The organism is Salmonella sp. SA15303 (assembly GCF_029962125.1).
Classification (GTDB): domain Bacteria; phylum Pseudomonadota; class Gammaproteobacteria; order Enterobacterales; family Enterobacteriaceae; genus Salmonella; species Salmonella enterica.
Map to the genome: position 1 here is coordinate 581974 of NZ_CP123924.1, position 25987 is coordinate 607960.

The 25987-nt window shown below is 54.2% G+C and carries 27 protein-coding genes; 15 read left to right on the forward strand and 12 right to left on the reverse strand.

Features of this window, described 5'->3' with window-relative positions; genetic code table 11:
* Window positions 1-12: 12 nt before the first annotated feature.
* The 9 genes from infB (at window position 13) to mtr (ending at window position 11514) form a co-directional block, all read left to right on the forward strand.
* Window positions 13-2691, forward strand: coding sequence for a translation initiation factor IF-2 (gene infB, locus QEN31_RS02790; protein WP_000133064.1), 2679 nt, complete (start codon window positions 13-15; stop codon window positions 2689-2691).
* 220 nt (window positions 2692-2911) lie between these two features.
* Complete coding sequence (rbfA, locus tag QEN31_RS02795) at window positions 2912-3313, forward strand: 30S ribosome-binding factor RbfA (protein WP_001040199.1); 402 nt, start codon at window positions 2912-2914, stop codon at window positions 3311-3313.
* Window positions 3313-4257, forward strand: a complete 945-nt coding sequence (gene truB / locus QEN31_RS02800; protein ID WP_000089674.1) for a tRNA pseudouridine(55) synthase TruB — start codon at window positions 3313-3315, stop codon at window positions 4255-4257. The genes rbfA and truB overlap by 1 nt, the downstream gene beginning before the upstream one ends.
* Window positions 4258-4407: 150 nt before the next feature.
* The gene (rpsO, locus tag QEN31_RS02805) at window positions 4408-4677 is read left to right on the forward strand and encodes a 30S ribosomal protein S15 (RefSeq protein WP_000059465.1); all 270 of its coding nucleotides are present in this window, start codon (window positions 4408-4410) and stop codon (window positions 4675-4677) included.
* 241 nt (window positions 4678-4918) lie between these two features.
* Window positions 4919-7054 carry a polyribonucleotide nucleotidyltransferase gene (gene pnp / locus QEN31_RS02810; RefSeq protein ID WP_001670767.1) on the forward strand — a complete coding sequence of 712 codons (2136 nt, stop codon included), beginning with the start codon at window positions 4919-4921 and terminating at the stop codon, window positions 7052-7054.
* 109 nt (window positions 7055-7163) lie between these two features.
* Window positions 7164-8048: a lipoprotein NlpI gene (nlpI, locus tag QEN31_RS02815; RefSeq protein WP_000802069.1), complete on the forward strand. Its 885-nt coding sequence runs from the start codon at window positions 7164-7166 to the stop codon at window positions 8046-8048.
* 105 nt (window positions 8049-8153) lie between these two features.
* Window positions 8154-8234, forward strand: coding sequence for a protein YrbN (gene yrbN / locus QEN31_RS02820; RefSeq protein WP_010723222.1), 81 nt, complete (start codon window positions 8154-8156; stop codon window positions 8232-8234).
* Window positions 8227-10116: an ATP-dependent RNA helicase DeaD gene (gene deaD, locus QEN31_RS02825; protein ID WP_000807248.1), complete on the forward strand. Its 1890-nt coding sequence runs from the start codon at window positions 8227-8229 to the stop codon at window positions 10114-10116. Before yrbN ends, deaD begins: the two co-directional genes overlap by 8 nt.
* Before the next feature lie 153 nt (window positions 10117-10269).
* Entirely contained in the window at window positions 10270-11514 is a 1245-nt protein-coding gene (mtr, locus tag QEN31_RS02830) for a tryptophan permease (protein ID WP_000224386.1), read from the forward strand.
* Window positions 11515-11574: 60 nt separating this feature from the next.
* Here the strand turns inward: mtr and QEN31_RS02835 are convergent, their stop codons facing one another.
* The gene (locus QEN31_RS02835; protein ID WP_001294027.1) at window positions 11575-12105 is read right to left on the reverse strand and encodes a hypothetical protein; all 531 of its coding nucleotides are present in this window, start codon (window positions 12103-12105) and stop codon (window positions 11575-11577) included.
* A gap of 158 nt (window positions 12106-12263) precedes the next feature.
* Here QEN31_RS02835 and QEN31_RS02840 point away from each other — a divergent pair, with 158 nt between their 5' ends.
* Window positions 12264-12983 (forward strand): L,D-transpeptidase family protein, encoded by a 720-nt coding sequence (locus QEN31_RS02840; RefSeq protein WP_000532745.1) that lies wholly within the window; start codon window positions 12264-12266, stop codon window positions 12981-12983.
* On the opposite strand, the gene QEN31_RS02845 is transcribed toward QEN31_RS02840, so the two are convergent.
* From QEN31_RS02845 to ubiU, 3 genes are all read right to left on the reverse strand, one after another.
* Complete coding sequence (locus tag QEN31_RS02845) at window positions 12961-13968, reverse strand: luciferase-like monooxygenase (protein WP_000130437.1); 1008 nt, start codon at window positions 13966-13968, stop codon at window positions 12961-12963. The genes QEN31_RS02840 and QEN31_RS02845 overlap by 23 nt on opposite strands.
* Before the next feature lie 177 nt (window positions 13969-14145).
* Window positions 14146-15024: a U32 family peptidase gene (locus QEN31_RS02850; protein WP_000877721.1), complete on the reverse strand. Its 879-nt coding sequence runs from the start codon at window positions 15022-15024 to the stop codon at window positions 14146-14148.
* An 8-nt stretch (window positions 15025-15032) separates the two neighbouring features.
* Entirely contained in the window at window positions 15033-16028 is a 996-nt protein-coding gene (ubiU, locus tag QEN31_RS02855) for a ubiquinone anaerobic biosynthesis protein UbiU (protein ID WP_000421309.1), read from the reverse strand.
* A 216-nt stretch (window positions 16029-16244) separates the two neighbouring features.
* On the opposite strand from ubiU, the gene ubiT reads away from it, so the two are divergent.
* Complete coding sequence (gene ubiT, locus QEN31_RS02860; RefSeq protein WP_000884721.1) at window positions 16245-16769, forward strand: ubiquinone anaerobic biosynthesis accessory factor UbiT; 525 nt, start codon at window positions 16245-16247, stop codon at window positions 16767-16769.
* Window positions 16763-17266: a GNAT family N-acetyltransferase gene (locus tag QEN31_RS02865; RefSeq protein WP_000908562.1), complete on the forward strand. Its 504-nt coding sequence runs from the start codon at window positions 16763-16765 to the stop codon at window positions 17264-17266. The genes ubiT and QEN31_RS02865 overlap by 7 nt, the downstream gene beginning before the upstream one ends.
* Here QEN31_RS02865 and QEN31_RS02870 read toward each other — a convergent pair.
* Window positions 17253-17570 (reverse strand): GIY-YIG nuclease family protein, encoded by a 318-nt coding sequence (locus QEN31_RS02870; protein ID WP_000928379.1) that lies wholly within the window; start codon window positions 17568-17570, stop codon window positions 17253-17255. The genes QEN31_RS02865 and QEN31_RS02870 overlap by 14 nt on opposite strands.
* A 37-nt stretch (window positions 17571-17607) precedes the next feature.
* Here QEN31_RS02870 and QEN31_RS02875 point away from each other — a divergent pair, with 37 nt between their 5' ends.
* Window positions 17608-18051 (forward strand): YhbP family protein, encoded by a 444-nt coding sequence (locus QEN31_RS02875; protein ID WP_000380404.1) that lies wholly within the window; start codon window positions 17608-17610, stop codon window positions 18049-18051.
* Here the strand turns inward: QEN31_RS02875 and yhbO are convergent.
* Complete coding sequence (gene yhbO, locus QEN31_RS02880; RefSeq protein ID WP_000037599.1) at window positions 18031-18549, reverse strand: protein/nucleic acid deglycase; 519 nt, start codon at window positions 18547-18549, stop codon at window positions 18031-18033. The two genes, QEN31_RS02875 and yhbO, sit on opposite strands and share 21 nt — an antisense overlap.
* Before the next feature lie 130 nt (window positions 18550-18679).
* On the opposite strand from yhbO, the gene QEN31_RS02885 reads away from it, so the two are divergent.
* Window positions 18680-19315, forward strand: a complete 636-nt coding sequence (locus QEN31_RS02885) for an NAD(P)H-binding protein (RefSeq protein ID WP_001521094.1) — start codon at window positions 18680-18682, stop codon at window positions 19313-19315.
* A gap of 66 nt (window positions 19316-19381) precedes the next feature.
* On the opposite strand, the gene dolP is transcribed toward QEN31_RS02885, so the two are convergent.
* Genes dolP through QEN31_RS02905 form a run of 4 tightly spaced genes read right to left on the reverse strand, consistent with a single transcriptional unit; the run spans window position 19382 to window position 22974 of the window.
* Window positions 19382-19957: a division/outer membrane stress-associated lipid-binding lipoprotein gene (gene dolP / locus QEN31_RS02890; protein WP_000643280.1), complete on the reverse strand. Its 576-nt coding sequence runs from the start codon at window positions 19955-19957 to the stop codon at window positions 19382-19384.
* Window positions 19958-19966: 9 nt separating this feature from the next.
* Window positions 19967-20557, reverse strand: a complete 591-nt coding sequence (gene diaA / locus QEN31_RS02895; protein WP_000893481.1) for a DnaA initiator-associating protein DiaA — start codon at window positions 20555-20557, stop codon at window positions 19967-19969.
* A 21-nt stretch (window positions 20558-20578) separates the two neighbouring features.
* A complete protein-coding gene (locus QEN31_RS02900) occupies window positions 20579-20974 on the reverse strand; it encodes a YraN family protein (protein WP_000057285.1) in 396 nt (131 codons plus the stop codon).
* The gene (locus QEN31_RS02905; RefSeq protein ID WP_000249229.1) at window positions 20932-22974 is read right to left on the reverse strand and encodes a penicillin-binding protein activator; all 2043 of its coding nucleotides are present in this window, start codon (window positions 22972-22974) and stop codon (window positions 20932-20934) included. Before QEN31_RS02905 ends, QEN31_RS02900 begins: the two co-directional genes overlap by 43 nt.
* A 63-nt stretch (window positions 22975-23037) precedes the next feature.
* Between QEN31_RS02905 and rsmI the strand changes: the two genes are divergently transcribed.
* Complete coding sequence (gene rsmI, locus QEN31_RS02910; RefSeq protein WP_000812288.1) at window positions 23038-23901, forward strand: 16S rRNA (cytidine(1402)-2'-O)-methyltransferase; 864 nt, start codon at window positions 23038-23040, stop codon at window positions 23899-23901.
* Window positions 23902-24058: 157 nt separating this feature from the next.
* On the opposite strand, the gene QEN31_RS02915 is transcribed toward rsmI, so the two are convergent.
* Both QEN31_RS02915 and gatD read right to left on the reverse strand, forming a co-directional pair.
* Complete coding sequence (locus tag QEN31_RS02915; RefSeq protein WP_001083896.1) at window positions 24059-24832, reverse strand: DeoR/GlpR family DNA-binding transcription regulator; 774 nt, start codon at window positions 24830-24832, stop codon at window positions 24059-24061.
* Between the two features lie 110 nt (window positions 24833-24942).
* On the reverse strand, window positions 24943-25986 hold the full coding sequence (gatD, locus tag QEN31_RS02920) for a galactitol-1-phosphate 5-dehydrogenase (protein WP_000844174.1): 1044 nt from the start codon (window positions 25984-25986) through the stop codon (window positions 24943-24945).
* Between the last annotated feature and the right edge of the window lies 1 nt (window position 25987).

Consider the following 25987-nt stretch of genomic DNA (forward strand, 5'->3'; position numbering starts at 1 on the left):
GGAAGGAACAGCATGACAGATGTAACCCTAAAAGCGCTGGCCGCAGAGAGACAGGTTTCCGTGGATCGCCTGGTACAGCAGTTTGCTGATGCAGGTATCCGGAAATCTGCTGACGACTCTGTGTCCGCACAAGAAAAACAGACTTTACTGGCGCACCTGAACCGCGAAGCGGTTTCTGGTCCCGATAAACTGACGCTGCAGCGTAAAACGCGCAGCACCCTGAATATTCCAGGTACCGGTGGAAAAAGTAAATCGGTACAAATCGAAGTCCGCAAGAAGCGCACCTTTGTGAAACGCGATCCGCAAGAGGCTGAACGCCTGGCCGCGGAAGAGCAGGCGCAGCGTGAAGCGGAAGAGCAAGCCCGTCGTGAGGCAGAAGAACAGGCCAAACGCGAGGCGCAACAAAAAGCTGAACGCGAGGCCGCAGAACAAGCTAAGCGTGAAGCCGCTGAAAAAGCGAAACGTGAAGCTGCGGAAAAAGACAAAGTGAGCAATCAACAGACTGACGATATGACCAAAACCGCCCAGGCCGAAAAAGCCCGCCGTGAGAATGAAGCTGCAGAGCTGAAGCGTAAAGCGGAAGAAGAAGCACGTCGCAAACTCGAAGAAGAAGCGCGTCGTGTAGCAGAAGAAGCTCGCCGCATGGCGGAAGAAAACAAATGGACCGCAACGCCTGAGCCAGTAGAAGACACCAGTGACTATCATGTCACCACTTCTCAGCACGCGCGCCAGGCCGAAGACGAAAACGATCGTGAAGTAGAAGGCGGTCGTGGTCGTGGCCGTAATGCAAAAGCGGCGCGTCCGGCGAAAAAAGGCAAACATGCCGAATCCAAAGCCGATCGCGAAGAAGCGCGTGCTGCGGTTCGCGGCGGTAAAGGCGGCAAGCGTAAAGGGTCTTCTTTACAGCAAGGCTTCCAGAAGCCCGCTCAGGCCGTTAACCGTGACGTGGTGATCGGTGAAACCATCACCGTTGGCGAACTGGCGAACAAGATGGCGGTTAAAGGCTCTCAGGTCATCAAAGCGATGATGAAGCTGGGTGCTATGGCCACCATCAACCAGGTTATCGACCAGGAAACCGCACAACTGGTTGCCGAAGAGATGGGCCACAAAGTTATCCTGCGTCGTGAAAACGAACTGGAAGAAGCGGTAATGAGCGACCGTGATACCGGCGCTGCGGCTGAACCGCGCGCACCGGTTGTGACCATCATGGGCCACGTTGACCACGGTAAAACCTCTCTGCTGGACTACATTCGTTCCACGAAAGTAGCCTCTGGCGAAGCGGGCGGCATTACCCAGCACATCGGTGCTTACCACGTTGAAACTGACAACGGGATGATCACCTTCCTGGATACCCCGGGTCACGCCGCATTTACTTCTATGCGTGCTCGCGGCGCCCAGGCAACGGATATCGTGGTTCTGGTGGTAGCGGCAGACGACGGCGTGATGCCGCAGACTATCGAAGCTATCCAGCACGCGAAAGCGGCAGGTGTGCCGGTCGTGGTTGCGGTGAACAAAATCGATAAGCCGGAAGCCGATCCGGATCGCGTTAAGAACGAACTGTCCCAGTACGGCATTCTGCCGGAAGAGTGGGGCGGCGAGAGCCAGTTCGTTCACGTGTCTGCGAAAGCAGGTACCGGTATCGACGAACTGCTGGACGCTATCCTGCTGCAGGCCGAAGTTCTGGAACTGAAAGCGGTACGTAAAGGTATGGCGAGCGGTGCGGTGATCGAATCCTTCCTGGATAAAGGTCGTGGTCCGGTGGCTACCGTGCTGGTTCGTGAAGGTACGCTGCATAAGGGCGATATCGTGCTGTGTGGCTTCGAATACGGTCGCGTGCGTGCGATGCGTAACGAACTGGGTCAGGAAGTGCTGGAAGCGGGTCCGTCCATTCCGGTGGAAATCCTCGGCCTGTCCGGCGTTCCGGCTGCCGGTGACGAAGTGACCGTCGTTCGTGACGAGAAGAAAGCGCGTGAAGTTGCTCTGTATCGTCAGGGTAAATTCCGTGAAGTTAAACTGGCTCGTCAGCAGAAATCTAAACTCGAGAACATGTTCGCCAACATGACCGAAGGCGAAGTTCACGAAGTGAACATCGTGCTGAAGGCTGACGTACAGGGTTCCGTGGAAGCGATTTCCGACTCCTTGCTGAAACTGTCTACCGACGAAGTGAAAGTGAAGATCATCGGTTCTGGCGTAGGTGGTATCACCGAAACCGACGCGACCCTGGCGGCGGCATCTAACGCCATTCTGGTTGGCTTCAACGTTCGTGCTGATGCCTCTGCGCGTAAAGTGATCGAATCCGAAAGCCTGGATCTGCGTTACTACTCCGTCATCTATAACCTGATCGACGAAGTGAAAGCGGCGATGAGCGGTATGCTGTCTCCGGAACTGAAACAGCAGATCATCGGTCTGGCTGAAGTGCGCGATGTGTTCAAATCGCCGAAATTCGGCGCGATCGCGGGCTGTATGGTTACCGAAGGTACGATTAAACGCCATAACCCAATCCGCGTACTGCGCGACAACGTGGTTATCTATGAAGGCGAGCTGGAATCCCTGCGCCGCTTCAAAGATGACGTTAACGAAGTCCGTAACGGCATGGAATGTGGTATCGGCGTGAAGAACTACAACGACGTTCGCGTTGGCGATATGATTGAAGTATTCGAAATTATCGAGATCCAACGTACCATCGCTTAATCTTCGTCGTCTTTTGGGCCGCAACGGCGTTGGCTGCGCTCGCTCACCCCGGTCACATAGTTATCTATGCTCCCGGGGATTTACGAGCTTGCCGCCTTGTTGCAATCCAAAATCCTTAGAAGATGATTAGGCGTAGGCCGGGTAAGCGAAGCGCCACCCGGCAAGAAATTTAAAAAGGGGCTTATGGCCCCTTTTTTGTCTTTATTCTGGAGAATTTATTATGGCGAAAGAATTTGGTCGCCCTCAGCGCGTAGCGCAAGAGATGCAAAAAGAGATCGCAATCATCCTGCAGCGCGAAATTAAAGACCCGCGCCTGGGCATGATGACTACCGTCTCCGGTGTCGAAATGTCCCGTGACCTGGCCTATGCCAAAGTGTTTGTCACCTTTTTGAACGACAAAGATGAAGACGCAGTAAAAGCGGGCATCAAAGCGTTGCAGGAAGCGTCTGGTTTCATCCGCAGCTTGCTGGGTAAAGCGATGCGTCTGCGCATCGTACCGGAACTGACCTTCTTCTACGACAACTCGCTGGTGGAAGGGATGCGTATGTCCAACCTGGTGACTAACGTGGTGAAACATGACGAAGAACGTCGTGTGAACCCGGACGACAGCAAGGAGGACTGATGAGTCGTCCTCGTCGTCGTGGCCGCGACATTCACGGCGTTCTGCTGCTGGATAAGCCGCAGGGTATGTCCAGCAATGACGTGCTGCAGAAAGTTAAGCGCATCTACAATGCCAACCGCGCCGGGCATACCGGCGCGCTGGACCCGCTGGCGACCGGCATGTTGCCGATTTGCCTCGGCGAAGCGACCAAATTTTCGCAGTACCTGCTGGATTCTGACAAACGCTATCGTGTTATTGCCCGTCTGGGGCAGCGCACGGATACTTCTGACGCCGATGGTCAAATCGTGCAGGAGCGTCCGGTGACTTTCAGCGCTGAGCAGCTTGCGAGCGCGCTGGAGACCTTTCGTGGGGATATCGAACAGATTCCCTCGATGTATTCGGCGCTGAAGTATCAGGGCAAGAAGCTGTACGAATATGCCCGCCAGGGTATCGAAGTGCCGCGCGAAGCCCGCCCGATTACCGTCTATGAGCTGCTGTTTATTCGCCATGAAGGTAACGAGCTGGAGCTGGAAGTTCACTGCTCCAAAGGCACCTATATTCGTACCATTATTGATGATTTAGGTGAAAAACTGGGCTGTGGCGCGCACGTAACGTACCTGCGTCGTCTGACGGTCAGCAAGTATCCGGTGGATCGTATGGTGACGCTGGAGCATTTGCAGACGCTGGTAGCACAGGCGGAGCAGCAGGGCGTTCCGGCGGCGCAGTTGCTCGATCCATTATTGATGCCAATGGACAGTCCAGCTTCGGACTACCCTGTTGTTAATCTGCCGTTAACATCTTCGGTATACTTCAAAAATGGCAACCCGGTTCGTACCACGGGCGCGCCGTTGAAGGGACTGGTTCGTGTGACGGAAGGTGAAGACGATAAATTTATCGGTATGGGCGAAATTGACGACGAAGGCCGTGTCGCGCCTCGTCGGCTGGTAGTAGAGTACCCAGCGTAATGTCGCTTCGTCTTGCGATAAGAGAGCGCTGCGAGTAGAATACCGCCGCTTAACGTCGCGTAAATTATTTAACAGTTTACGCGGCGTACACTGGGATCGCTGAATTAGAGATCGGCGTCCTCTCATTCTTAAATACTTTGGAGTTTTAAAATGTCTCTAAGTACTGAAGCTACAGCTAAAATCGTTTCTGAGTTCGGTCGTGACGCAAACGACACCGGTTCTACCGATGTTCAGGTTGCTCTGTTGACTGCACAGATTAACCACCTGCAGGGTCACTTTGCAGAGCATAAAAAAGATCACCACAGCCGTCGTGGTCTGCTGCGTATGGTTTCTCAGCGTCGTAAACTGCTCGACTACCTGAAACGTAAAGATGTTGCACGCTACACCGCGCTGATTGAGCGTCTGGGTCTGCGTCGCTAATTCTTTCGAGTTTCAGAAAGAGGGGGCCTTCATGGCCCCTTTTTTCCAGCAGATGGCAGCAATTCGCTGGAAACTAATGTATTGTTGCTATGAATGATCTTCCGTTGCAGAGGTTCGCGCGGCTAATGAGAGGCTTTACCCATATCAGGGTTAGGGTTGTCATTAGTCGCGAGGATGCGCAGAAGATCGGGTATTAACGACGGCGCGTATTATGCCGTCAAAAATTGGAAAGGATATTATTTTGCTTAATCCGATCGTTCGTAAATTCCAGTACGGTCAGCATACCGTTACGCTGGAAACTGGCATGATGGCGCGTCAGGCCACTGCCGCTGTTATGGTAAGCATGGATGACACCGCCGTATTCGTTACCGTTGTCGGCCAGAAAAAAGCCAAGCCAGGCCAGGACTTCTTCCCACTGACCGTTAACTATCAGGAGCGTACCTACGCTGCTGGTCGTATCCCGGGCAGCTTCTTCCGTCGTGAAGGCCGTCCAAGCGAAGGCGAAACCCTGATTGCGCGTCTGATTGACCGCCCGGTTCGTCCGCTGTTCCCGGAAGGCTTCGTTAACGAAGTGCAGGTTATTGCGACCGTCGTTTCCGTTAACCCGCAGGTTAACCCAGACATCGTTGCCATGATCGGCGCATCCGCTGCGCTGTCGCTGTCCGGCATTCCGTTCAACGGCCCAATCGGCGCGGCGCGCGTAGGTTACATCAATGACCAGTACGTGCTGAACCCAACCCAGGACGAGCTGAAAGAAAGCAAGCTGGACCTGGTGGTTGCCGGTACCGAAGCGGCTGTGCTGATGGTGGAATCCGAAGCTGAACTGCTGAGCGAAGACACTATGCTGGGCGCGGTGGTATTCGGTCACGAGCAGCAGCAGGTTGTTATCCAGGCGATCAACGATCTGGTGAAAGAAGCCGGTAAACCGCGTTGGGACTGGCAGCCGGAAGCCGTCAACGACGCGTTGAACGCGCGTGTTGCTGCGCTGGCTGAATCTCGTCTGAGCGACGCGTACCGCATCACCGATAAACAAGAGCGCTATGCTCAGGTTGACGTAATCAAATCCGAAACCATCGAGCAGCTTATTGCAGAAGATGAAACTCTGGATGCTAACGAGCTGGGCGAAATCCTGCACGCTATCGAGAAAAACGTGGTGCGTAGCCGCGTACTGGCAGGCGAGCCGCGTATTGATGGCCGTGAAAAAGACATGATCCGTGGTCTGGACGTGCGCACTGGCGTACTGCCGCGTACTCACGGTTCCGCTCTGTTTACCCGTGGTGAAACGCAGGCGCTGGTTACCGCAACTCTGGGTACTGCCCGTGACGCGCAGGTGCTTGATGAACTGATGGGCGAGCGTACTGACAGCTTCCTGTTCCACTACAACTTCCCTCCGTACTCCGTAGGCGAAACCGGCATGGTCGGTTCTCCGAAGCGTCGTGAAATTGGTCACGGTCGTCTGGCGAAGCGCGGCGTGCTGGCAGTGATGCCGGACATGGATAAATTCCCGTACACCGTTCGCGTGGTGTCTGAAATCACCGAATCCAACGGTTCTTCTTCTATGGCTTCCGTGTGCGGCGCTTCTCTGGCGCTGATGGACGCTGGCGTGCCAATTAAAGCCGCCGTAGCAGGTATCGCTATGGGTCTGGTGAAAGAAGGCGACAACTACGTTGTACTGTCTGACATTCTGGGCGACGAAGATCACCTGGGCGATATGGACTTCAAAGTGGCGGGTTCCCGCGACGGTATCTCTGCGCTGCAGATGGATATCAAAATTGAAGGTATCACCAAAGAGATCATGCAGGTTGCGTTGAACCAGGCTAAAGGTGCGCGTCTGCACATCCTGGGCGTGATGGAACAGGCGATCAACGCGCCGCGCGGCGATATCTCTGAATTTGCGCCGCGTATCCATACCATCAAGATCAGCACGGACAAGATCAAAGACGTGATCGGTAAAGGCGGTTCTGTGATCCGCGCGCTGACTGAAGAGACCGGCACCACCATCGAAATCGAAGATGACGGTACTGTGAAGATCGCGGCGACCGACGGTGAAAAAGCGAAATACGCTATCCGTCGTATCGAAGAGATCACCGCAGAGATCGAAGTCGGCCGTATCTACAATGGTAAAGTGACCCGTATCGTTGACTTTGGCGCGTTTGTTGCCATCGGCGGCGGGAAAGAAGGTCTGGTTCACATCTCTCAAATCGCGGATAAACGTGTAGAGAAAGTGACCGACTATCTGCAGATGGGTCAGGAAGTCCCGGTTAAGGTTCTGGAAGTTGACCGCCAGGGCCGTGTACGTCTGAGCATTAAAGAAGCAACCGAGCAGTCTCAACCTGCGGCTGCGCCGGAAGCTCCGGCGAGCGAACAGGCCGAGTAAGGTAGCCTTTTGCCCTCCGCAGTGCGGAGGGCTTTAGACCTGGCTGGACGCCTTGTTGAGCCACCGGGGAACAGGACGTTCATTCAATCGTTGTCTTCGGGAGTGGGAAATGAAGCCTTTTTTGCGCTGGTGTTTCGTTGCGACAGCACTTACGCTTGCAGGATGCAGTAATTCCGCCTGGCGTAAAAGTGAAGTCCTCGCAGTACCATTGCAACCGACTTTACAGCAGGAAGTGATTCTGGCGCGTATGGAACAGATTCTTGCCAGTCGGGCTTTAACCGATGACGAACGCGCACAGCTTTTATATGAGCGCGGAGTGTTGTATGATAGTCTTGGTTTGAGGGCATTAGCGCGAAATGATTTTTCACAAGCGCTGGCAATCAGACCGGATATGCCTGAAGTATTCAATTACTTAGGCATTTATTTAACGCAGGCAGGCAATTTTGATGCTGCCTATGAAGCGTTTGATTCTGTACTAGAGCTTGATCCAACTTACAACTACGCGCACTTAAACCGCGGTATCGCATTGTATTACGGCGGCCGTGATAAGTTAGCGCAAGATGATCTGCTGGCGTTTTATCAAGACGATCCCAATGATCCTTACCGCAGCCTGTGGCTGTATCTTGTTGAGCAGAAGCTTAATGAGAAGCAGGCGAAAGAAGCGTTAAAAGCACGCTTCGAAAAATCGGATAAAGAGCAATGGGGATGGAACATTGTCGAGTTCTACCTGGGCGACATTAGCGAAGCAACGCTGATGGAAAGGCTCAAGGCGGACGCAACGGATAACACCTCGCTCGCTGAGCATCTCAGTGAAACCAACTTCTATTTAGGTAAGTATTACCTAAGTCTGGGGGATTTGGACAGCGCCACGGCTCTGTTCAAACTGGCGGTGGCCAACAACGTTCATAACTTTGTTGAGCACCGATACGCATTGTTGGAATTATCGCTCCTGGGCCAGGACCAAGATGACCTGGCAGAATCGGACCAGCAATAGCTGACGAACATATCAGCCCGTAATCTTTTTGATTGCCATCACCTTCGCGGGTGAGGGCGTTGTTGTTCGTTAATACACCTACTTTGAGCCGGTTCACACTTTTCAATGAAAATTGCAGATCAATTTCATGATGAGTTATGTAGACTGGCCGCCATTAATTTTGAGGCACACGTACTACATGGCTGAATTCGAAACCACTTTTGCAGATCTGGGGCTGAAGGCTCCTATCCTTGAAGCCCTTACCGATCTGGGTTACGAAAAACCATCTCCAATCCAGGCAGAGTGCATTCCGCATCTGCTGGGCGGTCGCGACGTGCTGGGCATGGCCCAGACCGGTAGCGGCAAAACCGCAGCGTTCTCTTTACCGCTGCTCAACAATCTTGATCCTGAGCTGAAGGCACCTCAGATTCTGGTGCTGGCGCCAACCCGCGAACTGGCGGTACAGGTTGCCGAAGCCATGACGGATTTCTCTAAACACATGCGCGGCGTAAACGTGGTTGCCTTGTACGGCGGTCAGCGTTATGACGTGCAGTTACGCGCCCTGCGTCAGGGGCCGCAGATCGTTGTCGGTACGCCGGGACGTCTGCTTGATCACTTAAAACGCGGCACCCTCGACCTCTCTAAACTGAGTGGTCTGGTGCTGGATGAAGCCGACGAAATGCTGCGTATGGGCTTCATCGAAGACGTTGAAACTATTATGGCGCAGATCCCGGAAGGTCATCAGACCGCTCTGTTCTCCGCCACCATGCCGGAAGCGATTCGTCGCATTACCCGCCGCTTTATGAAAGAGCCGCAGGAAGTGCGCATTCAGTCCAGCGTGACTACCCGTCCTGACATCAGCCAGAGCTACTGGACTGTCTGGGGCATGCGTAAAAACGAAGCGCTGGTGCGTTTCCTGGAAGCGGAAGACTTTGATGCGGCGATTATCTTCGTGCGTACCAAAAACGCGACCCTGGAAGTAGCAGAAGCGCTGGAACGTAGCGGCTACAACAGCGCCGCGTTGAATGGCGATATGAACCAGGCGCTGCGTGAGCAGACTCTGGAACGCCTGAAAGATGGTCGTCTGGACATCCTGATCGCTACCGACGTTGCGGCACGTGGTCTGGACGTTGAACGTATCAGCCTGGTGGTGAACTACGATATTCCGATGGACTCCGAGTCCTACGTTCACCGTATCGGTCGTACCGGCCGTGCGGGTCGCGCCGGTCGCGCGCTGCTGTTCGTTGAGAACCGCGAGCGTCGTCTGCTGCGCAACATCGAACGCACCATGAAGCTGACCATTCCGGAAGTGGAACTGCCGAACGCAGAACTGCTGGGTAAACGCCGTCTGGAAAAATTCGCCGCGAAAGTTCAGCAGCAACTGGAAAGCAGCGATCTGGATCAGTACCGTGCGCTGCTGGCGAAAATCCAGCCGTCTGCCGAAGGTGAAGAGCTGGATCTCGAAACGCTGGCCGCCGCACTGCTGAAAATGGCGCAGGGCGAGCGTCCGCTGATCCTGCCGCCGGATGCGCCGATGCGTCCTAAGCGTGAATTCCGTGACCGTGACGACCGTGGTCCGCGCGATCGTAATGACCGTGGCCCGCGTGGCGATCGTGAAGAACGTCCGCGTCGTGAACGTCGTGACGTTGGCGATATGCAGTTATACCGCATTGAAGTGGGCCGTGATGACGGCGTTGAAGTTCGTCATATCGTGGGCGCTATCGCTAACGAAGGCGACATCAGCAGCCGTTACATTGGCAACATTAAGCTGTTCGCGTCTCACTCCACCATCGAGCTGCCGAAAGGTATGCCGGGCGAAGTGCTCCAGCACTTCACGCGTACCCGCATTCTGAACAAGCCGATGAATATGCAGCTGTTGGGTGATGCGGTTCCGCACGCGGGCGGCGAACGTCGCGGCGGTGGTCGTAGCTTCAGTGGCGAACGTCGTGAAGGCGGTCGTAATTTCAGCGGCGAACGTCGTGAAGGTGGTCGTGGTGATGGTCGTCGCTTCAGCGGCGAACGTCGTGAAAGCCGTGGTCCGCGTCGTGATGACTCTACCGGTCGCCGTCGTTTCGGCGGTGATGCGTAACTCACGCTGACCTGCGCATTCACAGCGTAAAGTAAAATATACAGCCCCGATCGTCACAATCGGGGCTTTTTTTATTTCTTTTGTACTCGTGTACTGGTACAGTGCAGCGTATTGAGAGATAGTCACACTATAAATGACTGGAGAGAGAGCTGAATGGCAACACTTACCACCACCCAAACGTCACCTTCGCTGCTTGGCGGCGTGGTGATTATCGGCGGCACCATCATTGGCGCGGGGATGTTCTCCCTGCCGGTGGTCATGTCCGGGGCGTGGTTCTTCTGGTCGATGGCGGCGCTGGTCTTTACCTGGTTTTGTATGCTGCACTCCGGGCTGATGATTCTCGAAGCCAACCTTAACTACCGCATTGGTTCGAGTTTCGACACCATCACCAAAGATCTGTTGGGGAAAGGCTGGAACGTGGTCAACGGCATTTCTATTGCCTTTGTGCTCTACATCCTGACTTACGCCTATATCTCGGCGAGCGGCTCAATTCTGCATCATACCTTTGCTGAGATGTCGCTGAACGTTCCGGCGCGAGCGGCAGGTTTTGCCTTTGCGCTGCTGGTGGCGTTTGTCGTGTGGCTGAGTACGAAGGCGGTCAGCCGGATGACGGCGATTGTGCTGGGCGCGAAAGTGATTACTTTCTTCCTGACCTTCGGCAGCCTGTTGGGGCACGTTCAGCCTGCCACGTTGTTTAACGTGGCTGAAAGCCACGCGTCATATACGCCGTACCTGCTGATGACGCTGCCATTTTGTCTGGCCTCTTTTGGTTATCACGGTAACGTACCGAGCTTGATGAAATATTACGGCAAAGATCCGCGTACCATCGTCAAATGCCTGATTTATGGGACGTTACTGGCACTAGCGCTCTATTCCGTCTGGCTGCTGGGGACGATGGGCAACATCCCGCGTCCGGAATTTATCGGCATTGCGCAGAAAGGCGGCAATATTGATGTGCTGGTACAGGCGTTGAGCGGCGTGCTGAACAGCCGCAGCCTGGATCTGCTGCTGGTGGTGTTCTCTAACTTTGCGGTCGCCAGTTCCTTCCTTGGCGTGACGCTGGGGCTGTTTGACTATCTGGCGGATCTGTTTGGTTTTGATGACTCGGCAATGGGACGTTTTAAAACGGCGCTGCTGACTTTCCTGCCGCCGATGATTGGTGGCCTGCTGTACCCGAACGGTTTTCTGTACGCCATTGGCTATGCAGGTTTAGCTGCAACTATCTGGGCGGCCATTGTGCCTGCGCTGTTGGCACGTAAATCTCGCGAACGTTTCGGCAGCCCGAAATTCCGCGTCTGGGGCGGTAAACCGATGATTGTACTGATTCTGCTATTTGGCGTCGGGAACGCACTGGTGCATATTTTATCGAGCTTTAATTTGTTGCCGGTGTACCAGTAATTGAACGAGCCGGATGAGCTGTTTTCATCCGGCAATATTTCACAAGTCCGCGAAATGGTATCAAATAAAACCCTGTTTATTATAAAGTTCTTCGGCGAGTGCTTCCCCGTGTTCATCGAAAAAAGCATCGGCGATAGTTAAATTTTCTGCCTTAGGATTTGCCGTTATTCTGCTACCATTGGCGTCAAATTCGAGCGCGATGGCGATCTCCGAACCCCACCAGTAATAATAAATTAGCGCAAAATTATTTTCCCCTGGCGTAATAAATTTCTCGATTCCCCGCACACAGGCCATGAGTGGCATGAAGATTTCATAGCTCTCTGAGAGAAATATGTGATCCATCGTGACTATCTGTGTTTCTTTATTAAAGTTGATATGTTCAGCATAAATATTCTTTTCACTTTCACCAGAATTACATGTGGCAAGATTGTTAAGCATTTTTGCAGGATCGCCGTACAACCTTTGCTCCTCAGTAAACCATGGCAACCAGTCGTCATAGTCTTTAATATTTGTTGCCGGTGAATGGAAAAATTTCTTGAGGTTACTCTCGGTAATATGTGCATGAAGAAAAAAGGAAGCAGGTTCACTCATGATGATTTTCTCTGGTAATAAGTCGATTTATTCATATCCCTGTTCGGCCATGATAAAACGATTACTATTTTATAAAAGTACAGAACTGGACCTTTCCTCTATTTCATATCATAGGAAAATATATACTTGAACTGGTTCAGAATAAGCGGAATACGAAAATGGGGCGTAAAGGACTACTCGCTATTGTATTATTGAGCCTGTTTATCGCTTTTATTTTAAAATTTTTCTGGCTCACTCCGTACGATGAAGACGTTTACCTGCCAGTGGAAAAACCTGTCGCATCGTCTTTAAAAATCATTCACCCCGGCGACCAGTTATTTATCCGCATTCTGAAAGCGGAAGATAAGCTGGAACTGTGGGCAAGCGCCAATAACAAGCCTTACAAACTCTACAAAACCTGGACTATATGCGCATGGTCTGGTGGCTTAGGGCCAAAACATAAACAGGGAGACGGTAAAAGCCCGGAAGGCTTTTATGCCACCAACAAAGGGTTGCTTAACCCAAACAGCCGCTATCATCTGGCATTTAATATTGGCTACCCGAATGCTTACGATCGGGCAAATGGCTACACCGGTGATTTCATTATGGTTCACGGGAACTGCGTTTCGGCCGGTTGCTATGCCATGACCGATGCCGGTATTGAAGAGATTTATCAACTGGTGGCGCAGGCGCTAAACAGCGGGCAGAAGAGCGTGCCTGTCCATATCTTCCCATTTACGATGAATGACGAAAATATGCGCCAGGCGCAAGCATGGCCGGAATATAATTTCTGGCGTATGTTGAAGCCCGGCTATGATTACTTCGAAAAAAATCGCCGATTGCCAACCATCACCGTTGAAAATCGGCGTTATAAAATCAGCCCAACAACTCTTCCTTAACATCCATCGCTAAATCAAACGAATGCAGGCGTGCCTGGTGGTCGAAAATCTGCCCGTTTACCATAATTTCATCCGCCTGGGTCTCCCGCAGGATGGATTCCAGCCCGTGGCGGACTTTCGCTTTATCACCGACCAGCGACATACTCAGCGCCTGCTGCACGCCATACTGCTCGGATGGCGACCGGAAGGTCTCCATATTCTCAATCGGCGGCGGCAGTTGGCCGGTTTCCCCACGGCGTAGCTTCACGAAAGCCTGCTGCATGGAGGTAAACAGGAATTCGGCGTCGCGGTTGCTGTCGGCGGCGATAATATTGATACACACCATCGCGTACGGTTTTTCCAGCCGCGCTGAAGGTTTGAACTGGGTACGGTACAGATGCAGCGCCTGGAACAACATATCCGGCGCGAAATGCGAAGCAAAGGCGAACGGCAGGCCAAGCTGGGCCGCCAGTTGCGCACTATACAGGCTGGATCCCAACAGCCAGACCGGGATCTGCTCGCCGTAGCCGGGCACCGGGCGCACATGCGGATTAGGGTCGCGAGCGTCGAACCAGTCCACCAGCTCTGCGACATCGCGTGGAAAGTTATCGATATCGCCGCTCATATGGCGACGCAGCGCGCGCATCGTCGGCTGATCGCTACCCGGCGCGCGTCCCAACCCTAAGTCGATACGTCCCGGGTAGAGCGTATTCAGCGTGCCGAACTGCTCGGCAATCACCAGCGGTGAATGGTTAGGCAGCATCACGCCGCCGGAGCCAAGATGTAATGTTGTGGTATTGGCTGCCAGATAACCAATCAATACCGAGGTCGCCGCGCTGGCGATACCGGTCATGTTGTGATGTTCTGCCAGCCAGTAGCGGTGATAACCGCGCTTTTCAGCCAGCCGTGCGAGATCCAGCGAGTGCGTGAAGGCTTCTTTTGCCGAAGATCCTTCAGGGATCGGCGCCAGATCCAGCACCGAGAACGGAATAGTTTTGTCAGTCATAACGGCTCACTTTGTTACCGGTTAATCTTTTAATACTGCATTAAAGATTAGCGAATGTTGTTAACAAAGTGAGCTTTATGAGACTGACGGCAAAAACAATGCCCGATGGCGCTGCGCTTATCGGGCCTACGGGATCGCTATTTGTAGGCCGGACAAGGTATTTATGCCGCCATCCGGCTAGGCCTGTAGCTCCAGACCTGCCAGCCGCTTCCAGTAGCCGTTACAGTCGCTATGCGCGGCAAGCGGTAATGGCGCGCCGCCGTTTTCGTTAGCGCGAAAGGCATCAAGCATGGCAAATGTCTCCGTCCCCAACGGCGACAGCCGCACGATATCGACCAATCCCTGCATCGACGTCAGTTCGTTGCCAAGGTTATAGACATAGCCGCTCATGGTCTGAATACCGTTAAGCACAAACACCTGCTGATTCTCTTGCGAGAGCACGTCACGACCGTTTGGATACTTGATACAGCAGGTTTCGCACTCATCTTTCGGGCGGTCTTCCGAACGGGCGGTAAAGCAGCGAGCGGAGTAGGCCAGCGGCAGATGCCCGTAGCTCAACACTTCCACTTCAAACTGATTGCGGATGCCCAGTTCATCGCACTGATTAAGCAAATTCACCAGCCAGTCGCGGGACAGCTCCACCGGCATACACCAGCGTACCATGCCTTCTTTCAGCAACCGGCGCAGCGTGACCGCGTTGTAGCAGTTCAGCGCATGGCCGGCGACAAACGGCAGTTTGCGCTCGGCGCACAGATTCACCACGCCAAGATCGCTGGCTTCCAGCAGAAAATCGCCGTTGTCCACATAGCGTTTCAGCTCGCTTAATTCAGATGACGCCTGTACCAGCGCCAGGGTGGAGAGCACCACCTGCTTACCGCTGGCGGCGAGGGATTTCGCCATTTCCAGCCAGTCGCCGACTTTGGTCGCGCGACGCTTGCTGCACACCGCTTCGCCCAGATAAATGACATCAGCGCTGCTTTTTGCGGCCTGCTGATAAAAATCTTCCAGCGTCTCTTTCGGCCAGTAATAAAGCACCGGTCCTAAGGAATATTTCATAGCTCCTCTCACTGCCATTTACGGTGATATGCGCCAAGCGTGGTTTGGGTGCCTTCGGACATCGCGCCGAGCGTCTCCATCCAGTCGCGCTGTGGAACGAAGTTTTGCGGGGCGGCTTTGCAGCGATCGATCGCCTGGCGCCACACTTTCGCCACCTGGCTGACATAGGCCGGGCTGCGCTGGCGGCCTTCGATCTTCACCGAAGCGATGTTCGCCGCCATGAGCTCCGGCAGCAGTTCCAGCGTGTTCAGGCTGGTTGGCTCCTCCAGCGCGTGATAGCGCTCGCCGTCCACTAAATAGCGGCCTTTGCACAGCGTTGGGTAGCCCGCGTTTTCGCCATCCTGGTAACGGTCAATCAGGACATCATTCAGGCGCGATTCCAGCCCCTGCGGCGTTTGCTGCCAACGGACAAAGCGGGCGGGCGAGCAGGCGCCGACGGTATTGGGCGACTCCCCCGTCAGGTAGGAAGAAAGATAGCAGCGACCTTCCGCCATAATGCACAGGCTGCCAAACGCGAATACCTCCAGCGGCACCGGCGTGACGCGGGCTAGTTGTTTTACCTGGTGAATCGACAGTACACGCGGCAGTACTACACGGTGGACATCAAAGTTGCGGTGATAAAAGCGAATCGCCTCTTCGTTGGTTGCCGAGGCCTGAACGGAAACATGGCGCTCAATATGCGGGTAACGCTCTGCGGCATATTCCAGCATAGCGAGGTCGGCGAGAATCAACGCGTCGGCGCCAAGCTGCGCCGCCATATCCACGGCGCGCTGCCAGCGGGCATAGCCGTCCGGATGCGCAAAAGTATTAATGGCGATGTGTAATTTGCGGCGATGCTGGTGAACAAAACTCACCGCTTCCTGCAATTTTTTTTCGGTAAAGTTAAGGCCGGCAAAATGACGGGCATTGGTATCGTCTTTTAACCCGATATAAACGGCGTCAGCGCCGTTTTCGATGGCCGCCTTCAGCGCCGGGAGATTTCCGGCAGGGCAGAGCAGCTCCATAATTTATCCTGAGGGTTACGTCTGAGACGCAAAATTGTTAACGAACAGGGATTTTAGTTAACCTTGCTGCGACAATTTTTGATTTAAGGCAGTTAAAGGCGTATTGGTAACACCAATAATGGGGTAGAAAATCAGACCCAATTGTTGATTTACGCCGCCATGTGATTTATTGGATATGGCAAAATAACAGGACTATTGAAACAGGGAGTAAAGCTCGTGTTAGATAAACTGCGTTCACGCTTAGTCCATGCTGGCCCGTCTCTGATGAGTGTACCGGTTAAACTGACGCCCTTTGCGCTAAAGCGCCAGGTTCTGGAACAGGTTCTGAGCTGGCAGTTTCGTCAGGCGCTGGCCGATGGAGAGCTGGAATTCCTCGAAGGTCGTTGGTTAAGCATTCATGTTCGTGACATCGACTTAAAATGGTATACCACGGTTGAAAATGAAAAGCTGATCGTTAGCCAGCAGGCGGATGCTGACGTCAGTTTTAGCGCCGACGCCAGCGATCTGCTAATGATCGCCGCCCGTAAACAGGATCCGGATACGCTCTTTTTCCAGCGTCGACTGGTCATTGAAGGCGATACTGAGTTAGGGTTGTATGTGAAGAATCTGATGGACGCCATCGAACTGGAGCAGATGCCGAAAGCGTTACGCGTTATGCTGCTGCAACTGGCGGATTTTGTTGAGGCGGGAATGAAAAACTCGCCGGAAACCAAACAGACCTCGGTAGGTGAACCATGCTAATTCGAGTAGAAATTCCTATTGATGCGCCTGGTATTGATGCGCTGTTACGCCGTTCATTCGAAAGCGATGCGGAAGCGAAGCTGGTTCACGATTTGCGTGAAGATGGTTTTCTGACGCTCGGACTGGTGGCCACGGATGATGAAGGTCAGGTGGTGGGCTATGTCGCCTTTAGCCCGGTTGATGTGCAGGGCGAAGATTTACAGTGGGTCGGCATGGCGCCGCTGGCGGTCGATGAAAAGTATCGCGGGCAAGGGCTGGCGCGCCAGTTAGTGTATGAAGGGCTGGATTCGCTCAACGAGTTCGGCTACGCGGCGGTCGTGACGCTGGGCGATCCGGCGTTATATAGCCGCTTCGGTTTTGAACTGGCCGCACATTACGATCTTCACTGCCGTTGGCCCGGTACGGAAAGCGCTTTCCAGGTACACCGTTTGGCTGAGGATGCGCTGGAGGGCGTGACGGGGCTGGTGGAGTATCACGACCACTTCAATCGTTTTTAAGCACCGGCGTTTGCAGGCTGGACAGCAGCGCCTCAAACGCTTCGCGTTCCGTCACAAGGCGCTCTTTCTGGCGCTTTGTGAGCTGTTTGATGCGATACTCTATGCGCAGGGCCAGCGAGCGATCGCCGACCTGCGCCGCAAACGCCAGCGTTAACTCGCCTTTTCCCCGTAATGCTTTTGCGCCTTTTCCCGTTTGATGCTGCCTGTAACGACGCGCCACATCGGTGGTTATTCCGGTGTAAAGCGCATTGTCTGCAGTACGAATCAGATACAGATACCAGGGGGTCATTGTCGCCATCAGCATGATAATTTTCAGGTTCCCAGTATAAGCGAGAATAAAGATGGACACACTTACCGCTATTGGCCGTTGGCTGGCGAAACAACACGTGGTGACCTGGTGCGTACACCATGAGGGAGAGCTGTGGTGCGCCAATGCGTTTTATTTGTTCGATGCGCAAAACGTCGCACTGTATCTGTTAACGGATGATAAAACCCGCCATGCGCAAATGTCCGGCGCGTGCGCGCCAGTTGCGGGAACGGTCAATGGGCAGCCGAAAACGGTGGCGCGCATTCGCGGCGTGCAGTTTAAAGGGGAAATTCGCCGTCTGGAGGGGCAGGAGAGCGACGCCGCGCGTAAAGCTTACCTTCGTCGCTTCCCGGTCGCCAGGGTGCTGCCAGCGCCGGTATGGGAAATCCGGCTGGATGAAATTAAATTCACCGACAACACGCTGGGGTTTGGTAAAAAACTGCACTGGTTACGTGACTCACGCGCCCAGCAGGCGTAGCGCCTCGCGGTTAAATGCCGGCAGGTCGTCAGGCGTGCGGCTGGTCACCAGCTGATCTTTATCGACGACGACTTCCTGATCGTAAAATTCCGCGCCCGCGTTCTTCACATCGATAATAATCGGTTTCACCGCCGTGAGTTTGCGGCCACGAATGACATCGGCGCTGATCAACAACTGCGGGCCGTGGCAAATGGCAAAAACCGGTTTACCGCTGTTAACGAAATCGCGGGTAAAATCCACGAAACGGCTGTCGCCGCGCAGGTAGTCCGGCGAATGACCTCCCGGCAATAGCAAGGCGTCGAACTCGTCGGGACGAACGTCATCAATAGCCTTATCAATGGTGACGCTGGCCTCGCCTTTTTTTCCTTTCACCGTTTTACCCGCCTCTTTTTCGATGGTGATGACCTCATGGCCGGCCTGACGGAATTCTGCTGCCGGCGAGGTAAATTCTGAATCTTCAAATTCATCGGTAATCAAAACGGCAATTTTCTTACTCATGCGTTTCCTCCGCAGTGGTGGCGTCGGGTAAGGCAAATTTTCCACAATGATGGATACTTACCTCGTAGACTATTAAGCCTGGTCGATAGGGCCGAGAGTGCAAGGTGGACAAATCTGTAAAGGAGCGAGGATGAGTCAGGTACTGATTACCGGCGCGACCGGACTGGTCGGCGGACATCTGCTGAGAATGTTAATCAACACGCCGCAGGTGAGCGCTATCGCCGCGCCGACGCGTCGCCCGCTGACGGATATTGTCGGCGTTTATAACCCTCACGATCCGCAGCTTACCGATGCGTTAGCTCAGGTGACCGACCCGGTAGATATTGTTTTTTGCTGCCTGGGCACGACCCGGCGTGAAGCGGGAAGTAAAGCGGCGTTTATTCATGCGGATTATACGCTGGTGGTTGATACTGCGCTGACCGGACGTCGACTGGGTGCGCAGCACATGGTGGTGGTCAGCGCAATGGGAGCAAACGCGCACTCTCCGTTTTTCTACAATCGGGTGAAAGGAGAAATGGAGGAGGCGTTAATCGCGCAAAATTGGCCTCGTTTGACGATTGCCCGACCTTCTATGCTGCTCGGCGACAGAACAACGCGGCGGGTGAATGAAACGCTTTTCGCTCCGCTATTCCGGCTGTTGCCAGGAAACTGGAAATCGATCGATGCGCGGGATGTGGCGCGGGCCATGCTGGCGGAAGCGCTGGCGCCAGCACAAGAAGGCGTGACGATTCTGACCTCATCGCAACTGCGGGAAAAAGCGGAGTAGCGAAGCCGGATGATTTACCGGATGGCGACGCGGTTTACACATTCTTATCGCCACCCGGCACACCGGTTACTTAATATACGTAAAGGCGGTGGTCACGCGTTTCACGCCGCTCACCCGGCTGGCGATGTCTGCTGCCGCTTTACCTTCACGTTCAGTCACCAGGCCCAGCAGGAACACTTCGCCATTCTCGGTGGTGACTTTCACGTTTGACGATTTTACCTGATCGCTGGTCAGTAGCTGTGAGCGAACTTTCGTGGTGATCCAGGTATCGTTAGAGGCGGTCCCCAGGCCGATAGGCTGACCCTGGCGAATCTCGTTATAGACCTCGGTGGTGCCTTCAACGCCCATCGCTATCTGTTTAGCGCGTGCGGAGAGTTCGCTGTTTGGCGACTGGCCCACTAACAAAACTTTGCCCTGATAAGCCGTGACATTGATGCGCGTCTCTTTTTTGATTTGCTCATCTTTCGACAGCGCGCTGCTGACACGCAGTTCCAGCGTTCCGTCATCCACCTGGGTGCCCACGCTACGCGGGTCGGTTGCGGCTTTGGTGCCGACGGCTGCCGTACCCACTACCGCGGCGGCGACGCAACCTTGCAATAGCAACGCAGAAATAAGGACTGCGAGCGGCGAAAATGCCTTCATGTGTACTCCTTAATCATCCTGGTGAGGAAAAAGCGTGTTATCGATCAAATCGCACAGGCAGTTTACCGTCAGCATATGCATTTCCTGAATGCGCGCGCTGTGGTGTGAAGGGATACGAATTTCGACATCCTGCGGCCCTAATAGTCCGGCCAGCTCACCCCCGTCATACCCGGTTAGCGCCACAATGGTCATGTCACGTGTGACGGCTGCTTCAACGGCTTTTACGATATCGCGACTATTACCACGCGTAGAGATCGCCAATAAAACATCGCCTGCATGTCCCAGCGCCCGGACTTGTTTTGCATAAACTTCATCGTGCAAGCGATCGTTAGCGATCGCAGTTAAGACCACATTATCGGTATTTAGTGCAATGGCGGGTAAACTGGGTCGCTCCGTTTCAAAGCGGTTAATCATGCTGGCAGCAAAATGCTGTGCGTTGGCCGCGGACGTCCCGTTTCCACAACAGAGGATTTTGTTGCCGTTAAGCAGGGAATGAACCAGCGTCATGGCGGCGCGGGAAATGGCATCCGGAAGCGCTTCCGCCGCAGCAATTTGAGTTTGAATGCTTTCTGTAAAGCAAACTTTGATTCTTTCGAGCACGCTAATCCTTAAAATCTTCAATTATGAGTGGTCGTTAAACGCATCCCGAAACCACTCAATCTCATTTCCGGTGAAGGCTAACACATCGAACCGACAATCCACAGTATCAAAACTCCCATTCTGGCGGGCGAGCCACAAGCGGGCAGTATGTAATAATTTGTGTTGCTTGCTGCGGGTCACACTAGCCGCCGCGCCGCCATAAAGCCCGGAGCGCCGATAGCGGACCTCAACAAAAACCGTCGTTTTTCCGTCGCGCATGATCAGATCGATTTCGCCGCCGCGCTCGCGCACGTTGGCGGCGATAAACCGCAGTCCTTTGCTTTCCAGCCAGCGACGCGCGGCAGCTTCCCACGCGTCGCCAGCCTGTTTACGCGTTAGCTGGCGGGAACAATCTCCCCTTGCTGGTATTTGAGCCATGATAACTTCCTGTTAATCACACAATCCGGGCTGGCGGTTAATGCGCCGGTATTGCCATTGATCTCAAACCCCTGCACCTGACGCATCTGCGAAAAGTGGTTCGCCAGCGTCCAGGCATCCACGCCCATGGCGTACATCCGCGCCAGAGAATAGTCGTTATGTACAGCGCTCAGCGCCTGCTGCATCAACGGCATATTGCCGCCTGCCAGCATAGGAATTTCACTGTATTGTAAACCCTCCATTTCCAGACGGAAGTCGGGGCCGGAGGTGCCTTGCGCGCTGCGAGAGCTGGCATACAGCGTCGCGCCGCTCTGGGTGCCGTTACGCATGGCGATCATCGGTTTGATAAAGCCAATCTCTTCCGGCGTAGCCAGAATATAGACCGCGTCTACGCGTCCGCCGCCGGTGATTTGCGCGTCGGTCGGCGGCGCAGGGATGGTCAGACCGCCAATGGTGACGCCAGGCTGCGCAGGCACGCTGGCGGCGACTGGACTGCCAGTCAACGCGATACCCGCGCCGCCGTTCACGCCCATTTTCAGCTCGGCTACGGAGCCGAATTTTTGCTGTAACACGATGCCGCCGCCCAGTTTTTGCCACTCCTGGGTGAAGGCGTTCGCCACGCGATCGCCAAGCGCGCTGCGTGGAATCAACAGCAGCGGCGACTGCTTGCCCTGGTCATAAATATGATGCGCCGCGTCACGGGCTTCATCTTCTGGAGAGAGCGCGAAATAGCAGATATTAGGGAAGCTACGTACCGTTTCCGGCTGGTTGAGCGCCAGCACGTTGAGCGGCGTGTTGCTTTTCATCAGCGCTTCCACATTGTTTTTCAACAGCGGCCCGACCACGATACTGGCGCCGTCTTGCTGAACCTGAGCAAGCACCTGATCCAACGGCTGGGAAGAGGTATCGTAGATTTTTAATTCAGCGGAGGGATCCGCCGGCGCGCTTGCTGTAGCAGGGGGAGTTTGTGGCGCGCTGACTGGCGTAGCGGACTGGGCTGGAGCGTCATCAGTCAGATCGCTCACCGAGGCCTGCGACGGACTGGCGACGCCGTTGGTCATTTGTGGTTGCGTCTCCTCCACGCCAGGTTCGACCGGCGCGTCAGGAGCGGCGGCAGGCTGCATCTCCACCGCCTGGGTGCCGAGGTTTTTCGCGGCTTCGAAACCTTGCTGGATGGTACGGCCAAACACGGCAGCCTGACCGTTCAGCGGCAGCAGCAGAGCGATTTTGCTGGTGGAAGCCGGTTTGAAACGTTGTACATTGACGAGCTGCGTCGGCAGCATTTTCGCCCCCGGATTTTGCGGGTAGCGTTTTTGCCAGTCGGCGATCCCAGCTTTCAGCATGTCTGGATCGTTGCGGTTGTCAAACCAGACGCGTTGCAGATCCAGCCAGCCCTGAAGCACATTTTCATCAGCGTTGATAACTAACGTCCTGGCCTGATCCGGCGTCATGGCGGAGAGCGCCTGCCAGGTGGCGTCGATATTTTTTTGTTTATCTTTCGCCGCCAGTAGCGGTTCCTGGGCGATTAACGCCCGCAACAGGGTAAGCGACGGGCGTCCCTGGCTGGCAACGATCTGCGCCTGCCAGTAACGCGCTTGTTGATTTGGCGCAAAGTCGGCGGGTTTTAGTTTATCCAGCAAGGCCTGCGCGCCTGCGACATCTTTTTGCGCCAGTTTGATTTCTACCGCTAATAAAGACTGTTCGCGACGCTGGGTATCGTTCAGATTTTGCGGGAGTTGGTTGAACAGGTCGACGGCCTGCTGGCTTTTTCCTTCTTTCAGCAGTGCATGAATGGCGAGTAATTGCCAGTTGGTCTTGCTATCATCTGCGCTTTGCTGCATCTGATGCAGGTAAAAGGCGGAGTCAGCTTGCGCTGAACCCTGCATATAGGCTGCGCTTTGATCTGGCGCCTGGGTGCCGCACCCGGCGAAAAGTAGCGCAGCCAGGACGACAGGCAGCGCGCGTGCGGCGTTCAAACGAGAAAATGTTGAGGGTACCATACTGTATCCAGTGATATTTTTTTACGCAATGCTCAATATTAAATCGGCAATACGGACGACACAATGAAACAAAACGAATCGGCGGATAATTCTCAGGGCCAACTCTTTATTGTACCTACTCCTATCGGTAATCTGGCGGATATTACCCAGCGTGCGTTGGAGGTGTTACAGGCTGTAGATCTGATTGCCGCCGAAGATACTCGTCACACCGGTTTATTGCTGCAACATTTTGGGATTAATGCCCGGTTGTTCGCGCTGCACGACCATAACGAACAACAAAAAGCGGAAACGCTGGTCGCGAAGCTAAAAGAAGGGCAGAACATTGCGCTGGTTTCCGACGCCGGTACGCCGCTGATTAACGATCCGGGCTACCACCTGGTGCGTACTTGTCGCGAAGCGGGGATTCGCGTGGTGCCGCTACCGGGGCCGTGTGCGGCGATTGCCGCCCTGAGCGCCGCTGGCCTGCCATCCGACCGTTTCTGCTATGAAGGCTTTTTACCGGCGAAATCCAAAGGCCGCCGTGATGCGCTAAAAGCCATTGAAACGGAACCGCGAACGCTGATTTTTTATGAGTCAACCCACCGCCTGTTAGATAGCCTGGAAGATATCGTCGCGGTATTGGGAGAATCCCGTTATGTGGTGCTGGCGCGTGAGCTGACCAAAACCTGGGAAACCATTCACGGCGCGCCGGTCGGCGAGCTGCTGGCGTGGGTCAAAGAAGATGAAAACCGTCGCAAAGGCGAAATGGTGCTGATTGTCGAAGGCCATAAAGCGCAAGAAGACGACCTGCCCGCCGACGCGCTGCGCACGCTGGCGCTGCTACAGGCAGAACTGCCGCTGAAAAAAGCGGCGGCGCTGGCAGCAGAAATTCACGGCGTGAAGAAAAATGCGCTGTATAAGTATGCGCTGGAGCAGCAGGAAGAATAAAAGCGAGCGCCCGGGAACCGCCTTTTATCGCCATCGTGTTAATACTCAATCAGGTGATTGATGTGGGTAAATTGATGGGGGCATTGGGCGGTGATAGCGGGCCGGACCTTTCCTTCGGGCTTACTCTCGCGATCAGCAACGCATAACCGACTCCTTTTTAGACGATCATTAATTCCACGCCTGTTTTCGCTAATGCCGCTTTATCCTGTTTGCTGATGGTGTCATCGGTTATCACACAGTCGATCTTGTCCATCGGCAATACCTGGTTAAAGCCGCGACGGTTAAATTTGGTCGCGTCCAGTACCGCGATAACTTTGTGTGCCGCCGCCGCCATGACGCCGCTAATGGAATAACCTTCGTTAAACGTGGTAATACCGTTTGTCGCATCAATGCCATCCGCCCCGACAAACATTAAATCGGCGCTGATGCCGTGTAGCGATCGTTCCGCAATCGTGCCGTGCATTGAGTGGGTTTTATGCCGTACCGTACCGCCGCAGACCACCAGCGTGAGATCTTTATTTTCTGATAGCGTAAAAGCGGCAGGCAAGCTGTTAGTGATCACCGTAATATTGCTTTTTCGCGCGAGCGCTTCCGCAATCAGTAATGTTGTGCTCCCGCTATCCAGAATGATGGTCATTCCTTCTTCAACCATTGCCGCAGCCGCCTGGGCAATCCGCTTTTTCGGATCGCTGGCGAGTTGATACCGATCTTCCAGAATGACTTCCTGATTGTCGCCTTCCGCCAGATGACTTCCCGGTTTTGCCGCGCCGCCATGAAAACGGGTGACAAGGCCTTTCTCTTCCAGCAGACGCAGGTCAGCACGGATAGTCACTTCAGAAATACCAAAGGTATTTGAAAGGTCCATCACCAGCACGCTGCCTTGCGTATTAATCAGGTCGACAATTTTATTTCTTCGCTCAAATGAGTTCATATTGATTTGCCTGATAATTAACTGTAACTAGTTTAAACGAAGGATTGCGAAAGGTGAACGCTAAATTTCGAAAGGAAATGTGAGCCAGTGCAGGTTGCTGGCTCGTACCATCAGGAAAGTTGAAGTAAAATTTTGCCCTGCATGGGCGCGCCATTAAGCGCTTTGACTGCTTCTGCAAAGCTTTCCGCATCGCCGCGATGGGCAATGAGAGGGGTCAGTTGAAGACGTTTTTCAGCCAACAGGCGCGCTGCGGTTTCCCATTCTTCTCCTGGCCATGGCGCGGAGTAGTTCATCCAACTGCCGAGGAGCGTGAGCTCTTTACGCAAAATTAGCCCGAATGTACGCGTTGTCAGGGTGAGATCGTGATGTAACGTCCCCACCAGCGCCAGTTGCGCGCGCGGCCCGGCGATATCGATAGCCAGCGAGACGGTCTGGGGAGTTCCTGCCGTTTCGAGAACCAGTTGATCAAACTGAATGTCGGACAACGCGGTCTGGATGTCGTCGGCGGTCATTTCCCGGCTATTACAGGTATGCGTTGCGCCGAGCGCTTTCGCCAGTTCCAGTTTCTGCGGATTGATATCAATCGCCGTTACGCTTCGCGCGCCCAGTTCCCGCGCGCACTGTAAGGCCAGCAGGCCAATTGTCCCGGCACCGACGATAATTACGTTTTTCCCCTCGCAGCCCTGCGCCAGATGAAAGGCGTGTAAGCCCACGGTAATCGGTTCGATAAACGCGCCATCTTCAATCGGCATATCAGAAGGCAAGCGGAAAAGATTGGCCCGTTTGACCACCACATATTCCGCATTACCGCCTTCGCTGCGCGATCCTACAAACTGATACTGTTTGCATAAAGAAAAGTAACCGCGTTCGCATTGCGGACAGTGAAAGCAGGGAAGAAGCGGGACACAAGCGACGGCATCGCCGGGCTGCATATCCGTTACGCCTGTGCCGTAGGATTCAACGTAGCCGCTGAATTCATGACCTAACGTAATAGGATAATAATGGGCGCCCTGCGCGAAAATACGCGGGATATCCGACCCGCAAAGCCCTGAGCTAACGACCTTGACCAACACATCGTCCTCGGCTTGCAGTTGTGGTAAGGGACGTTCTTCAACGCGCACGTCTCCCTCAGCGTGAATAACCACTGATTTCATA